Origin of the sequence: Ewingella sp. AOP9-I1-14, from assembly GCF_052375995.1 — a bacterium.
Lineage (GTDB): Bacteria > Pseudomonadota > Gammaproteobacteria > Enterobacterales > Enterobacteriaceae > Ewingella > Ewingella allii.
Map to the genome: position 1 here is coordinate 83,271 of NZ_JBQSVA010000004.1, position 15,150 is coordinate 98,420.

The window sequence follows — 15,150 nt, forward strand, 5'->3', positions numbered from 1 at the left end:
AAAAAGTCGTTAAAAATAGAAAGAAAAGAGCGGGTTACGTGATTTCAGCGTAACCCGCTAGCCGCTAGGCCAGAGGCGAATTGAGTATTTCCACCAGTTCGGTTTGGCTTGGAAATGCGCTAAAGGTGCCGGTACGGCTGATGGTGATGGCCGCCGCCCGCGCGGCGCGTTGCAGGTCTAGCTGCTGGGGGAAAGGTGCTGAGCGGCGCAGCATTGAGGCCAGCATCACGGCTAAGAAGGTATCGCCAGCGCCGGTGGTATCCACCACTTTGCACGGCGGCGTGGCAACATGCAGCTGCTGGTCGGCAGTGGCGAAATAGACGCCGTCAGCTCCCAGCGTCACCACTACGGCAGAGGCTCCGGCACGCAGCAGTTCGCTGGCGGATTCCACCGGCGGCAGCTGAGGCGCGGTGAAATAGCTCGCTTCACCCCGGTTGACCACCAGTAAGTCGACCAGTGGCCATAGCTGGGAGAAGGCCGGTTTGACCGGCGAAGGATTGAAAACGGTCCGCAAGCTTAGGCGACGGGCCAACTGGAAAACGGCGGCGGTTTTCTCTAATGAGAAATTCCCCTGCTGTAATACAACATCACCAGGCTGTGCTTTATTTAATGCCTGTTCAATATCCGCTAATGATAATGCATCGGCGGCAGTAGTGGTGGTGATAATAGAATTATCGCCGTCAGCGGTATTTAATATAAGTGAGGTATCTGTGCGACAGTTTAATGATTCTTCCGGAAATAAAGTTAATAACTCTTGGGCTAATTGTTGGCGACACCATTGGCCCTGATTATCATTTCCGGTTGCGGCAATTAGCACAGTGCTCACCGCGCAACGTGAAAGAATAACCGCCTGATTAGCGCCTTTACCGCCCAGATCTTGATTTATTTTCTGGCCGTGAATTGATGCGCCTTTTTCAGGTATTTCATTTATTACATACGTTTCGTCAACGCCTGTATTACCTACGACGAATACACGCATAATTAATCCCCTAGAAGGTGAATGAAGATGGCATCTATATCAGCAGGAAAACCAAGCGCGATTCAAGAAATATTTTCTCGTTCTAAAGCAATAATGGGTGTAGTACATTGTGAAGCCTTTCCTGGTTCGCCAAATTATCAGGGTAAATCAATTAATAAAATAATTGATGTGGCGTTAAAAGATGCCGATGCTTATTTAAAGGGCGGCATTCACGGGCTGATTATTGAAAACCACGGTGACATTCCTTTTTCTAAACCAGAAAATATTGGTCATGAAACGGCGGCATTTATGTCGGTGATCACTGACCGAATTAAACAAGAGTTCGGCGTGCCGCTGGGTATTAACGTATTAGCCAACGCCGCCATCCCAGCATTAGCCACAGCGCTGGCCGGCGGCGCAGATTTTATCCGCGTCAACCAGTGGGCCAACGCCTACATTGCCAACGAAGGTTTTATTGAAGGCGCTGCCGCCATTGCGCTGCGCTATCGCTCCCAGCTGCGCGCCGAGCACATCAAAATCTTCGCCGACAGCCATGTTAAACACGGCAGTCACGCCATTGTGGCCGACCGTTCCATACCTGAATTAACCCGCGACGTAGATTTCTTCTTGGCAGACGGCGTAATTGCCACCGGCCAGCGCACTGGCGACAGCGCCACCATGGAGGAAATCGACGAAATCCGCTCCGCCACCGAGCTGCCGCTGCTGGTAGGTTCAGGCGTTACGCCGGACAATATTTGCGCTATTTTACAGCGTACGCAGGGAGTGATTGTGGCCAGTACGCTGAAGTTCGGCGGCGTGTGGTGGAATCAGGTTGAACTTGAGCGAGTCAAACACTTCATGTCTATCGCTCGCGCTGAACTGGAGGACTAATATGTCGACCGCAATGGGAAAAAGTCAGAATTCGTTTACCGATTGGCTGCTTGAGGAGCATCAGGAAGTCTGGCACGCCATGCAATACCATCCTTTTGTCACCGGCATTGAAGACGGCAGTCTGCCTGCCAAGGTATTTAATCAATATCTGGTGTATGAAGGGGATTTCGTGGCCACGGCCATTGGCATATTTTCCTATGCGGTAATTAAAGCGCCGGATATCCGCCATCAGCGCTGGCTGATTGGCGTGCTCGACGCGCTGGCAAATGAGCAAATTGCCTATTTCGAGCGAGTGATGGAAAAGCGCCAGGTGACGCCGTCGGACTATCAGCGTAGTGCGCCGGACGTCTCGCGCTTTAGTCAGGGGATGCTGCGCACCGCGCAAAACGGCAGTTATGCCGAGATCCTCACCCTGATGTTTGGTGCCGAGTGGATGTACTACCACTGGTGTACGCGCGTCAGCCAGTCCGCCATTGCTGACCCGGAAGTGAAAGATTGGGTGGTGATGCATGCCGAGAAAACCTTTATCGATCAGGCAAGTTGGCTGAAGGCAGAACTGGACAACTGCGCCGCGTCGCTGAGCGAGGAGCAGCGCCAGCATCTGTCAGCGCTGTATGGGCAGGTGTTGCAGTGGGAGATTGATTTCCACAGCGCCGCCTTTGATTAACTCTTTGCCCAGGAATAAAAAAGCCTTCCATTTGGAAGGCTTTTATCTTTGTGGCTCAGGCCAAATTACTCTGCCGGCTGCCAGCGCGCCCGACACTCATCGCGGCGGAAATTCAGCACCCGGCTGCGATTGGCAATCAGCTGCACATTGTAGCCTTGGAAATAGAGGCAGAAGGTTTTCTGCCACGGGCCGTCAGGCATTTCGACTAATAACCGACCCAGACCAATCGCCTTTAGCTTGCCTTTGGCGCGAAGTGGGCCGATGCCCATCAGCAGATAATCCTCTTCTATATCAAAGGCCGCCTGAGATTGCGGATGGAACCAGCGCCCCTGAACCAGTGATAAGCACTGGGTTGGCGTCGCGGGCACAAAGTAGCGCGTCGCGTGACCCATCTCGCCTTGCAGCGTTTTGCCGTCCCAGCGCAGGCGCATGGGCATATGGGCGGAAAGCGAAATCGCTTCGTTTTCATCCGCGCCCTGATAGAGCTTTTCGCTCGCGCCGAGATAATTCGCTACTCCTTGCTTAACCTCAAGCCAATAAGGCTCGGCGATGCTGGCATAAACACCGTCGGGAATGGCCTGACTGCGCGGCGGAAGAGGCGCGCCGAGCAGGGCAGACATCACCTCAAAGGCGGTATCGAAGGCCGGTGTGTCTTCGCGGTTCGACACCATCGCCACGCCGACATCCAGCTGCGGATGGAGTAAAAAGTAAGTTTTGTATCCGGCGTGCGAGCCACCGTGACCATAGACTTTATGCACGCCGACCTGCGTTGAGGAGATGCCCAAACCATAGGCGCTTGGCGTGCCGTCTTGCAAATAGCGCGGCTGGGTCAGCTTCTCCAGCACTTGCTCGCCCGGTCCCTGATTCGCCAGCAGGCTTTGCAGCCAAGTGGTCAGGGATCGCAGGCTGCCGGTGATGCTGCCGGAGGCCGAAAGATGCAGGCCCGCGCTGGCGGTTTTCCAGCTGTCGCCGTCGCGCCAATAGCCGGGCGCTAAATCGGCAACCACGTCAAACCAGGTTTCCGGAGCGTGCAGGGCGATATCCAGCGGCGCGGCGACGTGCTCGCGCAGCAGGTCATTAAATTGAATGCCTTTGGCGTTGAGAATGGCTTCCACCAGGCGATAGCCGGTATTGGAGTAGGAAATCTCAGAACCTGCGGGGAAATTCAGCGCGCCGTCTTGGGCAAGGAAATCCAAAATGGATTGAGGTTCAGTGGCACTATAAACAGAAATGCCCAGCAGCGAGAGGGTTTCGCGCACGTCGGGCAAACCGCCGGTCATATCCAGCGCCTGTCCAATAGTGACGTCAGCCATCGGGGTTTTTAATGCGGGCAGATGCTGCCCTAAACGGTCTTGCAGTGATAACCCAGCATGGCTACGAAACAGGGCCAGAGTAGCAAAAATATGCTTGGTTATTGAGGCATAGCGCACCACGTTGTCGAGGGTGAAAGGCTCGCCGCTGCCGAGGTTCGCCAGTCCGCCCGTGGCACTGCCTTTGATTTCATCACGCGTAAACAGGCTGATCGCGCCGCCGGGTTGGCCCGGGGTGTTCCACTGTCCGGTGATTCTTTTCGCCGTTGCCAGCGCCGCGTCCCACTGCAAAGGCGTCGGTGGTTCGCGTAGGGTGAATGTCATTGCTGTTCCCCTTTATCTAATAGTCATGTGTGATAGAGAGAGCGGCATGGCCACTCCGTCCTTGTTACTCACTTCTCCCAGAAGCCAGCCCATTTCAACACCATTTTGCGCCACAATTCTGGCTCAAAGGTGCGTAAAGCTGACCTTGACTTGTGAGCGAGCCGATGGTTTTAATGAGAGATGGGCTTTAGTCGCCATCTTTATGCATCTCATTGAAATCCTAAGATGAAAATGTGCTTAGCCGGTCGTTTTTAGCGCCGATAAATACCGTTATGCTTTTTTCATAATTAACCAGAGTAGACCCTTTTATGAATAACACCGAACGCGGAACGGAAACGCTTATCCCCATTTTTGACGGCCACAATGACGTTTTACTGCAATTGTGGGAGCAGCATCGTCAAAACCCCGAGCAGGCTTTCCTCCAAGGCCCGGCCAGCGGCCAGATGGATTTACCTCGCTGTCAGCAGGCCGGTTTTGCAGGTGGTCTGTTCGCCGCGTGGGTGCCATCCCCCCGTTTTGATTCAGCAAGTAGCGTGCCGGATCCGCAAATTGACGCGCGTTTTTTGCTGGAAGGGACTCAAAAACATCCTGATTTTTCCCCAACGCCATCGTTTGAATCGGCCCGCGACACCACCATCGCCATGATGGCTTTCCTGCTGCGCATAGAGCAGCAGTCGCAGGGCGCGGTGAAAATTTGCCGCAGCGCCGCCGATATTCGCGGCGCACTGTGCAGCAAGGCGCTGGCGGTGGTGATGCATATAGAAGGCGCAGAGGGCATCGATCCTGATCTCTACACCCTCGACGTCCTCTACGAAATGGGCCTGCGCACGCTCGGCCCGGTGTGGAGCCGTCCGAATATCTTCGGCCACGGCGTGCCGTTTAAATTCAATACTTCCCCAGATACCGGCCCCGGCCTGACTGACTTAGGCGTGAAACTGGTGCAAGCCTGTAACCGCAAACGTATTTTGATCGATCTGTCGCACCTTAATGAGCAGGGCTTCTGGGATGTGGCGAAACTGTCCGACGCGCCGCTGGTGGCCAGCCACTCTAACGCCTTTGCCCTGTGCGCCCAGTCGCGCAACCTGATGGACAAACAGCTCGCCGCCATTAAAGAAACACAAGGCTTTGTCGGCGTGAACTTCGCCACGCCGTTCCTGCGCGAAGACGGCAAAAACAGCCCCGACACGGGAACCGAGGACTATCTGCGCCATCTGGATTATCTGGTGGAAACGCTGGGTGAGGATCACGTGGGCTTTGGTTCAGACTTCGACGGCGCGCCGATGGCACCTTTCATGCGCGACGTCAGCGGGCTGCCGGTGTTAATTGAGGCGATGCGTAAAGCGGGATACGGCGAGCAGCTGATTGCCAAAATTGCGCATCAGAACTGGATTAACGTGCTGGAAAGAACCTGGGGCGAGTGATGCTCTAAACAGGTTGGAAGGAATGGCTCCTTGGGCAGTTCGCCTCGGGAGCCATTTTTTATGATTAATCTGCGAACAGCGTCTGTTTCAGCGCGCGCTCCACGCCGCGCAACTCGGCTAAACCGCGCAAACGGCCAATGGATGAATAACCCGGATTGGTCTTTTTGTGCAGGTCGTCGAGCATCTGGTGGCCGTGGTCCGGGCGCATCGGAATAGGGCGCAGATCTCCGGCGCGGCGGCGAGCCTGTTCCTCAGTCAAAATCGCTTTAATAATGGCGACCATATCGACATCACCGTCCAGATGATCCGCCTCGTGGAAGCTGCCCGGCGTGGCTTCGCGCCGCGTGGCGCGCAGATGCACGAAGTTCACGCGGTCGGCGTAAGTGGTCATCATCTTCACTAAATCATTGTCTTCGCGCACCCCGTAAGAGCCGGTACAGAAGCAGAAACCGTTGTGCAGGCTATCCACAGTCTCTTTCAGCCACTGCATATCTTCAATAGTAGAAATAATGCGCGGCAGGCCGAGGATTGGCCGCGGCGGATCATCAGGATGTACCGCCAATTTCAGGCCATGCTGCTCGGCCACCGGCACGATGCTGCGCAGGAAGTGCGCCATGTTTTCACGCAATTTTCCCTTATCAATACCGTCATAGGTGGCCAGCCGCGCGCGGAACTGGTCCAGCGTGTAACCCTCTTCGGCACCCGGCAAACCGGCGATAATATTGGCGGTGAGGGTGGCGATTTCGTCTTCGCTCATGGCGGCAAAATAGTCGCTGGCCTGCTGTTGCTCTTCAGCAGAGTAGTCCTGCTTGGCCCCGGCGCGTTGCAGGATATGCAGCTCGAAGGCAGCAAAGGCGATATGGTCGAAACGCAGCGCGCGCGAGCCGTCCGGCAGCAAATAGCCGAGGTCGGTACGGGTCCAGTCGAGGATCGGCATGAAGTTGTAGCAGACGGTGTCGATGCCGCAGGCCGCCAGATTGCGCAGCGACTGCTGATAGTTGGCAATATACTTTTCAACGTCTCCGCTGCGCGTTTTGATCTCTTCGTGAACCGGGATACTTTCCACCACCGACCACGTCAAGTTTTTCTCTGCCAGCTCTGCCTGACGCTTCTTAATCTCTTCGACGGTCCACACTTCGCCATTAGGGATGTGATGCAGGGCAGTAACCACCCCGGTTGCCCCAGCCTGTCTGACATCGTCCAGCGACACGGGATCTTTCGGGCCGTACCAGCGCCATGTTTGTTCCATGTGAAATTCCTTGTTTGCGACCTAAGTCAGCTTATGTGCGAGGAAGCGTGAAAATGGACAATCTGTGACGCGGGCTGTTTTAGTTTTCTTGACGTCAGGCAGCGTGCCAGTTCACTCTATTAACATTACAGGTCAGGTGGTAGGGTGGTCAGGCCACCTGACCGATATATCATTCAGGATGCTCAGGATCATTAATGTGATCCGGTCGACAGTTTTGCTAACGCCAGTGATTTTTGTCTCAGGCAAGCCAGACTTCGCCGCACCAGCCGGAGAGAACCATGGAATTACCTACGCTAAAAGTAGAAAGGCTGTACCGTCAGATTTCAAACGTGCTGATTGGCTGCATCAAAAATGGCCAGTTTGCGCCGGGTGAGATGATCCCGTCCGAGCGCGATCTGTCGAAGCAGTTTGGCGTGAGCCGCTCGTCGATTCGCGAGGCGTTAATCGCCTTGGAAATCACCGGCTGGATTGAAATTCGCACCGGCAACGGCGTCTACGTCAACAACCCCTTACCCGAGCAGCCTGCGACGCCGAGCGAAGAGGGATTCAGCCTCGAGTCACTACTCAAGGCGCGGCAGATTTTCGAATGCACCACCGCAGAGCTTGCCGCCCTTAATGGCACTGACGAGCAGCGTCGGAAACTCGCCGAGATTAATCAGTCGCTGGTGCAGTTGAACATTAATAACGACAGTTTTCTTGAGGAGGACCGCCGTTTTCATCTGATGATTAGTGAGATGACGGGCAACGAAGTGCTGCGCGATATGATGGAATACCTGTGGGATAAGCGTAGTTCGCGACGTTTCGTGCGTCTTGAGCGCCACTACAGCGAGAGTGATTTCGCCCGCGAGATGAACACCGACCATCAGGGGATCACTGACGCCATTCTGGCGGGGGACGCAATTAAGGCGAGGGCGGCGATGCAGGCGCACCTTCAGCATGTGTATGATCAATTATTGGAGGGGTGACGCTTTTTGGGAAAAAGCTGGCAAAAAGGGTTTTGGATTTAATTTCAAATTCAAATTCAACTTCAACTTCAAATTCAAGGTCGTGGGCGCCGGCCCACACCGGGCAAAGGGGGCGTAAACGCGCCCCCTTGTGCAATCCCGCGTTTTTCTGTGGTGAGATCGAGGCTGCGCAGGGTTGGGATGGACGTGTTTCAGCGGCCACAGTGTTCGTCGCGAAGTGCCGCCGCTTAGGCGGTTCCCTCGCGGCGGGATTCCAACCCGCGAATAAAGACTCGCGGTTTTCCACCTCTTGCTCGGCGTCACTCCTGAACGCGACCTACTGGCATTTACACCGTGCCGTTTCAGTGGGTTTTGCTCCTCCCCCTGAAAAGGGGAGGCTGGGAGGGGGTATTGCAGCAAACTCAGTGAGTTAGATTAGGCTGTGATCTGGTGTAATCATCGCCCATATACCTTCGATCCCCACGAAATCATCCCCTCCAACATTGGCTTCAGCACCCCCTGCAAAACAACCGCTTTATCCTCGAGGTACGGATAGGGCTCAAACTCATCCATGTAATTGCACTGCGCCAGTTCGAGCTGCACCGCGTGCTGGTTGGCCTGCGGTTGGCCGTAGGCGCGGGTGATGTAGCCGCCTTTAAAGCGACCATTTAACACGTGGCTGAAGGTGGATTGCTGCTTGCACAGGGCGTCGAGCATGTCGCTCAACTCTGGGGCACAGCTCGCGCCGCTGTTGGTGCCGATGTTCAAATCGGGCAGCTGGCCTTCGAACAGGCGTGGGATCACCGAGGCGATGGAGTGGGCATCAAACAGCAACGCGTAGCCGAACTCCTGCTTCATGCGGGCAAGCTCGGACTCAATCTTCTGATGATAAGGCTGCCAGATCTCATCCAGATAGCGCTGACGGGTTGCAGCGTCGGGCTGGCCGTCAGCTTTAAAGGTTGGGCGACCGTCGAACAGCGTATCGGGGAACAGGCCGGTGGTGGCGGTGGTGTACAGCGGCTGATCGTCTGCGGGGCGATTAAGGTCAATCACGAAACGCGAATACTGCCCGACCAAAATATTGGCGCCGAGAGATTGGGCGAAGGCGTAGAGCTGTGGAATATGCCAGTCGGTGTCTGACAGGGGCAGCGCGTCGTCGCTCAAGCCGCTGGCGACTTCAGGCGTGAGCCGGGTTCCGGCGTGGGGAATGCTGATCAGCAAAGGGCTGCGACCCGCGCTGAAGTGGTAAGGATCGGCAATGGTTGGCGCGCTATTCAGACTCATGAACGAACATCTCCTCGATAAACCACGGTACAGGGCAGTTGACCACCCAGCCAATAAACTAACTCTGCCGGACGCTCGACCGGCCAGTGCACAAAATCAGCCACTTTTCCCACTTCAAGCGAGCCGTGAGTCTGCTGCAAACCCAGCGCCCGCGCGCCGTGGCAGGTGACGCCGGCCAAAGCTTCTTCAGGCGTCGTGCGGAACAAAGTACAGGCCATATTGAGCATTAAACGCAGGGAAAGCGCGGGAGAGGTGCCGGGGTTGGCGTCGCTGGCAATCGCCATCGGCACGCCGTATTGGCGGAACAGCGCCACCGGCGGAGCTTGGGTTTCGCGCAGCATGTAATAAGCCCCGGGCAGCAGCACGGCGACCGTGCCGGACTCGGCCATGGCTTTGACATCCTGCTCGGTGGCGTATTCCAGATGGTCGGCAGAGAGTGCGTCGTATTGTGCTGCCAACTGGCTGCCGTGCAGGGAGGAGAGCTGCTCGGCGTGCAGCTTAACTGGCAGGCCAAGCTTTTGCGCCGCCTTGAAAACGCGCTCAATCTGCTCGGGGGAGAAGGCTAAGTGCTCGCAAAAACCGTCTACGGCGTCCGCCAAACGCTCAGCTGCCACCTGAGGCAGTAAGTTCTGGCAAATGTGGTCGATATACTCGTCGGCGCGACCCTGATACTCAGGCGGCAAAGCGTGGGCGGCAAGGCAGGTGGCTTTAACCTTCACGGGCTGGGTTTCGGCCAGCTCGCGGATCACCCGCAGCATTTTCAGCTCGCTCTCATCACTCAGCCCATAGCCGGATTTGATTTCGATGCAGGTCACCCCTTCGGCTAACAGCGGGGCGAGGCGAAAACGCGCCTGTTCAAACAGGGTTTTCTGGCTGGCGGTGCGGGTGGCATTCACCGTCGATAAAATCCCGCCGCCCTGAGCCGCTATCTCGGCATAGCTCACGCCGTTCAAACGCTGCTCAAACTCGGCGCTGCGATCGCCGCCAAAAACCAGATGTGTGTGGCAGTCCACCAGGCCGGGGGTGACGATGCCGCCCTCGAAGTGGTGGCGGGAAGTGGCGACAAATTTCGGGCTACTTTCCTCAGTGCCGATCCAGACTATTTTTCCATCTTTGACAGCTAACACCCCGTTTTCAATCAGGTTATAGCTTCCATCTCGCATGGTAACTAGCGTCGCGCCGGTCCATAGACTGTCGCAAATCAGCCTGTCTGAAGCAGTGTTCAAAGGAGAAATCGATGATGGCATGTAAGGCTCCTGACAGCGTTTATCTTGTATAGACAACTCTAGTCAACCTAACGTATTCATCGAAAAGCGGCAAGCCATCGCCGGAGGTTTTTAATTTTTTTCGAGGTGTATTCCAGAAACAGACACTGACATTAGACGAGGTGCCTGTTTATTTATACAGTGTCCCGCGAAAAGGGCATTTTATGGAGAGGGGAATGGCAACAGGGAGATTAGCCGTGGCTGGTAAAACGACCAAACAGTTGGTAGCGAGAGCCGGGATAAACCAGACGGGCCGAGGTAACGACGCGATTTCCGCTCCAGGTACGGCGGTGGATCAGCAAGCAAGGCTCATGCTCTTTCAGTTGCAGCAGCTGGCGCTGGGTGTCACTGGCGCTAATAGCTTCGACGCGGTGCTCGCCTGCGGTCAGCGGAGCGATTCGCATCAAATAGGTGTAAGGCGTGGCGTTGTTCATCACGTTTTGCAGGTAATCCGGCGCGGCCTGAGGGTTCACATAACGGTCTTCAATCTGTACCGGCACGTCGTTTTCAAAATGGACGATTTGCGAATAAAACAGCGACTCGCCGGGTTTAATCTCCAGCTGCAGCGCTTGTTCGGCATCGGCTTGACGGGTTTCACAGGCCATCACCACGCTGCTGTGGCGGTGGCCGCGCTGGGCGATTTCATCAGCAATATTATGCACTTCCAGCATCGGCGTGTAGGCCTTGGCTTCGGCCACGAAGGTGCCGACGCCCTGCATGCGCATCAAAAATCCTTCGTTGGTGAGTTCCCGTAAGGCGCGGTTAATGGTCATACGGCTGACGCCAAGCTCGTTTACCAGCTCGCTTTCTGAGGGAACGCGCTGATGGGGCTTCCACACGCCGTCGCGAATTTGCCCGACGATGGCCTGTTTCACGCGTTGATAAATCGGCGCTGGGGTGTCGCTAATGGCGGCGGCCAGCTCGGATAATCGTTGCTGTGAAACACCCTGTTGGGACAACGGTGTGGATTCGGACATATCACTACCTCATTAAGAAAAATCAGCCGGGTACGGGCAGAGCCGCTCACCCACGCCGACAGAGTAAACGAACGCCAAATGCGCGTCATCAATGCGTGATGAAAAACGAAAATATTAAAAAAAACGTTCGACGAAGTTTACAGCGCAATCGGGCATATGTATATGTATAGACAAGTAGCCGGAACGTTTCGCAATTGTTTCTTATAAATTGCATTTGTAGACCTTCAATCTCAAGATTTAGGACTGTCTCTATGCCTGCTTATTTCGCCACACGCGCACTGTTGCCACAGGGTTGGGCGAGTCACGTGCGACTTACCGTTGATGAACTGGGCGTGCTGACCTCGGTAGAGGCCAATGCCCAGCCGGAAGGAGCTTATCGGCTCAACGGGCCGATTGTGCCGGGGATGCCAAACCTGCACTCCCACGCTTTTCAACGGGTCATGGCCGGTCTGGCTGAAGTGGCGGGCAACCCGCAGGACAGTTTCTGGACCTGGCGAGATCTGATGTATCGGCTGGTTGGCCGTTTGACGCCTGAGCAGGTGGGCGTGATTGCCCGCCAGCTGTATATCGAAATGCTCAAAGGCGGTTATACCCAAGTCGCCGAATTCCACTATTTACACAATGATATCAACGGCCAGCCTTATAGCGACATGGGTGAAATGACTGCCCAGCTTAGCGATGCCGCCGAGCAGGCGGGCATTGGTATGACGCTGCTGCCGGTGCTCTACAGCTACTCGGGGTTTGGCGCGCAGCCTGCTCAGACTGGCCAAAGACGCTTTATTCAAGATGCAGAGAGTTACCTCAATCAACAGCAAGTGATTGCTTCGCAGCTGCAAGACAAACCACTGCAAAATCAGGGGCTGTGCTTCCATTCGCTGCGCGCGGTATCTCGTGAACAAATGCAGCAGGTGCTGGCTGCTAGTCCAGAGGATCTGCCGGTGCATATCCACATTGCCGAGCAGCAGAAAGAGGTGAATGACTGTCTGGCCTGGAGCGGGCAACGGCCTATTGCGTGGCTGTTCGACAACATCGACGTGGACCCGCGCTGGTGCCTGATCCACGCTACCCATCCCGACCGTTTCGAGCTGGCGAGCATTGCGGCCAGCGGCGCGGTGATCGGCCTGTGCCCAACCACCGAGGCGAATCTCGGCGACGGCATTTTCCCCGGCGTGGATTATCTGGCGCAAAAAGGGCGCTGGGGCATTGGCTCTGATAGCCATGTGTCTCTCAACCTGGTGGAAGAGCTGCGCTGGCTGGAGTACGGCCAGCGTCTGCGCGACCTGCGCCGCAATCGCCTGACTAGCGCTGAGCATACTTCAGTAGGGGATTTGCTCTACACCCAGGCGCTACGGGGCGGTGCTCAAGCCTGCGGCGCGGCTATCGGTCAGCTTGCCGTGGGTTATCGCGCCGACTGGCTGGTACTAGACGGTGAAGACCCGTACCTCGCGGCGGCGGCAGACAGCGAACTGCTCAATCGGTGGATTTTTGCCGGTAGCGCCGCGCAAATTCGTGACGTTTTTGTGGCGGGCAAAGCCAAAGTGGTCAATGGCCGCCATCCTCAACAGTCTCAGGCCAGCGCGGACTTCCTTGCATTGCTCCAGCAACTGGCAAGGGACGCGGCATGAGCGCATTAACCCGATTCTCCTACGCCAGTCTGCCTGTCAGCCCTTGGCGCAACGGCGGGGGAGAAACCCGTGAAATTATCAGCTGGCCTGCGGGTCAACGCAATTTTGAGTGGCGGGCCAGCATCGCCACCATTGCGGCTGATGGGCCTTTTTCTCTCTTTGCCGGTATTGACCGCTCGATCACCTTATTAAGTGGCGAGGGCGTGCATCTGCACGGTGAGCAGGGTGTCGACCACCCCTTAACTCAGATTGGCGCGCCTTACTCTTTCGCTGGAGAAGTGCCGATCGCCGCCACGCTATTGGGCGGCGTGACCACGGATTTCAACATTATGACCCGTCGCGGCAGCTGCGCGGCGCTGGTCAGGGCGCAAAGCCATGACTTTGAGGTCAACTGGCAAACCGCCGGGCTGCTGTACGTTCTGCGCGGAGAGTGGCAGGTGACGCCCTCCATCAAACTGGCCGCGGAAGATGGCTTGTACTGGGCTTTTGAGCCGAACCAAGAAAAACGCCAGCCAGTCCGGGCTTTGCAGCCAGATGCGCAACTGCTTTGGGTAGAAATCACCCGCTGATTTAGCGATTTCAATAAAGGGCCCGGCCATTTCATTGTGTCGGGCATTGTTTGCCCCTAACTTGTCTATACAGGATTAGATTATGTCATCTGCAACTCACGACATTCGCGTCTGCCATCTGCATCCCGGTCAGGTTGACCTTGCCACGCTGCGCGCCATTTACTCCGCCGAAAAACGAGAAAACTCGCAGCAACATTGGAGCGTTCGCGTTGAACTGGCCGAGGAAGCGCGCGCGGGCGTGCTGGCGTCACAGGAAACGGTGAACCGCATCGTCGAGTCCGGCAAGGTGGTTTATGGCATCAACACCGGGTTTGGCAAGCTGGCGCAAACTCGCATTCCGGCAGAGCGTCTGGCCGAGCTGCAGCGCAATCTGGTGCTGTCGCACAGCGTCGGGATTGGCAAAGAGCTGGCCGATAACGTGGTGCGTCTCGTGATGACCACTAAGATCCTCAGCCTGTCGCGCGGCCATTCTGGTATTCGCATGGAAGTGATTGATGCACTGATAAGCTTGCTCAATGCGGGCGTGCTGCCGTGTATTCCAGAGAAAGGCTCGGTGGGCGCGTCGGGAGATTTGGCTCCGCTGGCCCACCTGTCGCTGATGCTGATCGGCGAAGGGGAAGTCACCGCGCAGGGCGTTCGCATGTCGGCGGTAGAAGGGCTGGCAACCGTCGGTTTGAAACCTATTGAGTTGGGGCCAAAAGAGGGGCTGGCGCTGCTAAACGGCACGCAGGTATCGACCTCTCTGGCGCTGGCCGGGCTGTTTGAAGCTGAACGAGTCTTCTCCGCAGGCTTGGTGGCCGGAGCACTGTCGCTGGAAGCCATCAAAGGCTCGGTGAAACCTTATGATGCGCGCATTCACCAAGCGCGTGGCCAACTGGGGCAAATCTCCGTCGCCGCGGCGGTAACCGCATTACTCGAAGGGAGTGACGTTGTCACCTCTCACGCCGACTGTGGCCGAGTGCAAGACCCTTATTCCATCCGCTGCGTGCCTCAGGTTATGGGCGCATGCCTTGATAACCTGCAACACGCCGCCCGCGTTTTGCAAATCGAAGCTAACGCCGCTTCGGATAACCCGCTGGTGTTTGCCGAGAATGGTGATGTTATCTCTGGCGGTAACTTCCACGCCGAGCCGGTGGCCTTCGCCGCCGACATTATTGCGCTGGCGGTGGCAGAAATTGGTGCGATTTCCGAGCGCCGTCTAGCATTGCTGCTCGACACCGGACTGTCCGGCCTGCCGCCGTTCTTGGTTAATGACGGCGGGGTGAACTCCGGCTTTATGATTGCGCAGGTCACCGCCGCCGCATTGGCCTCTGAGAACAAATCGCTGGCGCATCCGGGCAGCGTGGACAGCCTGCCAACTTCCGCCAATCAGGAAGACCACGTCTCTATGGCGACCTACGCCGCCCGTCGCCTTGGCGACATGTGTTTCAACACTTCCGTGGTGGTGGGCATTGAGGCGATGGCTGCCGCGCAGGGCATCGACTTCATTCGCCCGCTGAAAAGCTCTCCGCTGCTAGAGAAAGAGTTACAGGCCATTCGCCAAGACGTGGCCTATTTGGAAAAAGATCGCCTGATGGCACCTGACGTAGAAGCCATGCGCCTGTGGGCCAGTCGCGGGCAGTGGCCATCGGTCATTGAAGCTTTGTTACCGAGTTTTAACTGATTA

Annotated in this window: 13 protein-coding genes; 7 read left to right on the top strand and 6 right to left on the bottom strand. The window is 56.2% G+C overall.

Annotation, left to right across the window (positions count from 1 at the left end; genetic code table 11):
* Positions 1-64: 64 nt before the first annotated feature.
* Positions 65-979: a ribokinase gene (locus ACT3RT_RS12990; protein WP_496203084.1), complete on the bottom strand. Its 915-nt coding sequence runs from the start codon at positions 977-979 to the stop codon at positions 65-67.
* A 27-nt stretch (positions 980-1,006) separates the two neighbouring features.
* Here ACT3RT_RS12990 and ACT3RT_RS12995 point away from each other — a divergent pair, with 27 nt between their 5' ends.
* Together ACT3RT_RS12995 and ACT3RT_RS13000 are read left to right on the top strand one after the other, a co-directional pair.
* Positions 1,007-1,849, top strand: a complete 843-nt coding sequence (locus tag ACT3RT_RS12995; protein WP_353501972.1) for a BtpA/SgcQ family protein — start codon at positions 1,007-1,009, stop codon at positions 1,847-1,849.
* A gap of 1 nt (position 1,850) precedes the next feature.
* Positions 1,851-2,516: a TenA family protein gene (locus tag ACT3RT_RS13000; protein ID WP_353501973.1), complete on the top strand. Its 666-nt coding sequence runs from the start codon at positions 1,851-1,853 to the stop codon at positions 2,514-2,516.
* Positions 2,517-2,581: 65 nt separating this feature from the next.
* Here ACT3RT_RS13000 and ACT3RT_RS13005 read toward each other — a convergent pair whose 3' ends face one another.
* Positions 2,582-4,150, bottom strand: coding sequence for a serine hydrolase domain-containing protein (locus ACT3RT_RS13005; protein ID WP_496203085.1), 1,569 nt, complete (start codon positions 4,148-4,150; stop codon positions 2,582-2,584).
* 308 nt (positions 4,151-4,458) lie between these two features.
* On the opposite strand from ACT3RT_RS13005, the gene ACT3RT_RS13010 reads away from it, so the two are divergent.
* Positions 4,459-5,571, top strand: a complete 1,113-nt coding sequence (locus ACT3RT_RS13010; RefSeq protein ID WP_496203086.1) for a dipeptidase — start codon at positions 4,459-4,461, stop codon at positions 5,569-5,571.
* 64 nt (positions 5,572-5,635) lie between these two features.
* On the opposite strand, the gene uxuA is transcribed toward ACT3RT_RS13010, so the two are convergent.
* Positions 5,636-6,820 carry a mannonate dehydratase gene (gene uxuA / locus ACT3RT_RS13015; RefSeq protein ID WP_496203087.1) on the bottom strand — a complete coding sequence of 395 codons (1,185 nt, stop codon included), beginning with the start codon at positions 6,818-6,820 and terminating at the stop codon, positions 5,636-5,638.
* Positions 6,821-7,098: 278 nt separating this feature from the next.
* Here uxuA and ACT3RT_RS13020 point away from each other — a divergent pair, with 278 nt between their 5' ends.
* Positions 7,099-7,785, top strand: coding sequence for a FadR/GntR family transcriptional regulator (locus tag ACT3RT_RS13020; RefSeq protein ID WP_353501977.1), 687 nt, complete (start codon positions 7,099-7,101; stop codon positions 7,783-7,785).
* A gap of 435 nt (positions 7,786-8,220) precedes the next feature.
* Here the strand turns inward: ACT3RT_RS13020 and hutG are convergent, their stop codons facing one another.
* The 3 genes from hutG to hutC all read right to left on the bottom strand — a co-directional run bounded on the left by hutG (position 8,221) and on the right by hutC (position 11,290).
* Positions 8,221-9,048, bottom strand: coding sequence for an N-formylglutamate deformylase (gene hutG / locus ACT3RT_RS13025; RefSeq protein WP_496203088.1), 828 nt, complete (start codon positions 9,046-9,048; stop codon positions 8,221-8,223).
* Positions 9,045-10,295 (bottom strand): imidazolonepropionase, encoded by a 1,251-nt coding sequence (hutI, locus tag ACT3RT_RS13030; protein ID WP_496203089.1) that lies wholly within the window; start codon positions 10,293-10,295, stop codon positions 9,045-9,047. The genes hutG and hutI overlap by 4 nt, the downstream gene beginning before the upstream one ends.
* 209 nt (positions 10,296-10,504) lie before the next feature.
* A complete protein-coding gene (gene hutC, locus ACT3RT_RS13035) occupies positions 10,505-11,290 on the bottom strand; it encodes a histidine utilization transcriptional repressor HutC (protein WP_034790273.1) in 786 nt (261 codons plus the stop codon).
* 251 nt (positions 11,291-11,541) lie between these two features.
* On the opposite strand from hutC, the gene ACT3RT_RS13040 reads away from it, so the two are divergent.
* The 3 genes from ACT3RT_RS13040 to hutH all read left to right on the top strand — a co-directional run bounded on the left by ACT3RT_RS13040 (position 11,542) and on the right by hutH (position 15,147).
* The gene (locus ACT3RT_RS13040) at positions 11,542-12,915 is read left to right on the top strand and encodes a formimidoylglutamate deiminase (RefSeq protein ID WP_353501980.1); all 1,374 of its coding nucleotides are present in this window, start codon (positions 11,542-11,544) and stop codon (positions 12,913-12,915) included.
* On the top strand, positions 12,912-13,484 hold the full coding sequence (locus tag ACT3RT_RS13045; RefSeq protein WP_496203090.1) for a HutD/Ves family protein: 573 nt from the start codon (positions 12,912-12,914) through the stop codon (positions 13,482-13,484). The genes ACT3RT_RS13040 and ACT3RT_RS13045 overlap by 4 nt, the downstream gene beginning before the upstream one ends.
* A gap of 82 nt (positions 13,485-13,566) precedes the next feature.
* Positions 13,567-15,147, top strand: a complete 1,581-nt coding sequence (hutH, locus tag ACT3RT_RS13050) for a histidine ammonia-lyase (protein WP_496203091.1) — start codon at positions 13,567-13,569, stop codon at positions 15,145-15,147.
* Positions 15,148-15,150 lie beyond the last annotated feature (3 nt).

What these genes read in the sequence shown, in the direction of transcription:
- ACT3RT_RS12990 (WP_496203084.1), bottom strand. Translation starts at nt 979, where the DNA reads ATGCGTGTATTCGTCGTAGGTAATACAGGCGTTGACGAAACGTATGTA.
- ACT3RT_RS12995 (WP_353501972.1), top strand. Translation starts at nt 1,007, where the DNA reads ATGGCATCTATATCAGCAGGAAAACCAAGCGCGATTCAAGAAATATTT.
- ACT3RT_RS13000 (WP_353501973.1), top strand. Translation starts at nt 1,851, where the DNA reads ATGTCGACCGCAATGGGAAAAAGTCAGAATTCGTTTACCGATTGGCTG.
- ACT3RT_RS13005 (WP_496203085.1), bottom strand. Translation starts at nt 4,150, where the DNA reads ATGACATTCACCCTACGCGAACCACCGACGCCTTTGCAGTGGGACGCG.
- ACT3RT_RS13010 (WP_496203086.1), top strand. Translation starts at nt 4,459, where the DNA reads ATGAATAACACCGAACGCGGAACGGAAACGCTTATCCCCATTTTTGAC.
- uxuA (WP_496203087.1), bottom strand. Translation starts at nt 6,820, where the DNA reads ATGGAACAAACATGGCGCTGGTACGGCCCGAAAGATCCCGTGTCGCTG.
- ACT3RT_RS13020 (WP_353501977.1), top strand. Translation starts at nt 7,099, where the DNA reads ATGGAATTACCTACGCTAAAAGTAGAAAGGCTGTACCGTCAGATTTCA.
- hutG (WP_496203088.1), bottom strand. Translation starts at nt 9,048, where the DNA reads ATGAGTCTGAATAGCGCGCCAACCATTGCCGATCCTTACCACTTCAGC.
- hutI (WP_496203089.1), bottom strand. Translation starts at nt 10,295, where the DNA reads ATGCCATCATCGATTTCTCCTTTGAACACTGCTTCAGACAGGCTGATT.
- hutC (WP_034790273.1), bottom strand. Translation starts at nt 11,290, where the DNA reads ATGTCCGAATCCACACCGTTGTCCCAACAGGGTGTTTCACAGCAACGA.
- ACT3RT_RS13040 (WP_353501980.1), top strand. Translation starts at nt 11,542, where the DNA reads ATGCCTGCTTATTTCGCCACACGCGCACTGTTGCCACAGGGTTGGGCG.
- ACT3RT_RS13045 (WP_496203090.1), top strand. Translation starts at nt 12,912, where the DNA reads ATGAGCGCATTAACCCGATTCTCCTACGCCAGTCTGCCTGTCAGCCCT.
- hutH (WP_496203091.1), top strand. Translation starts at nt 13,567, where the DNA reads ATGTCATCTGCAACTCACGACATTCGCGTCTGCCATCTGCATCCCGGT.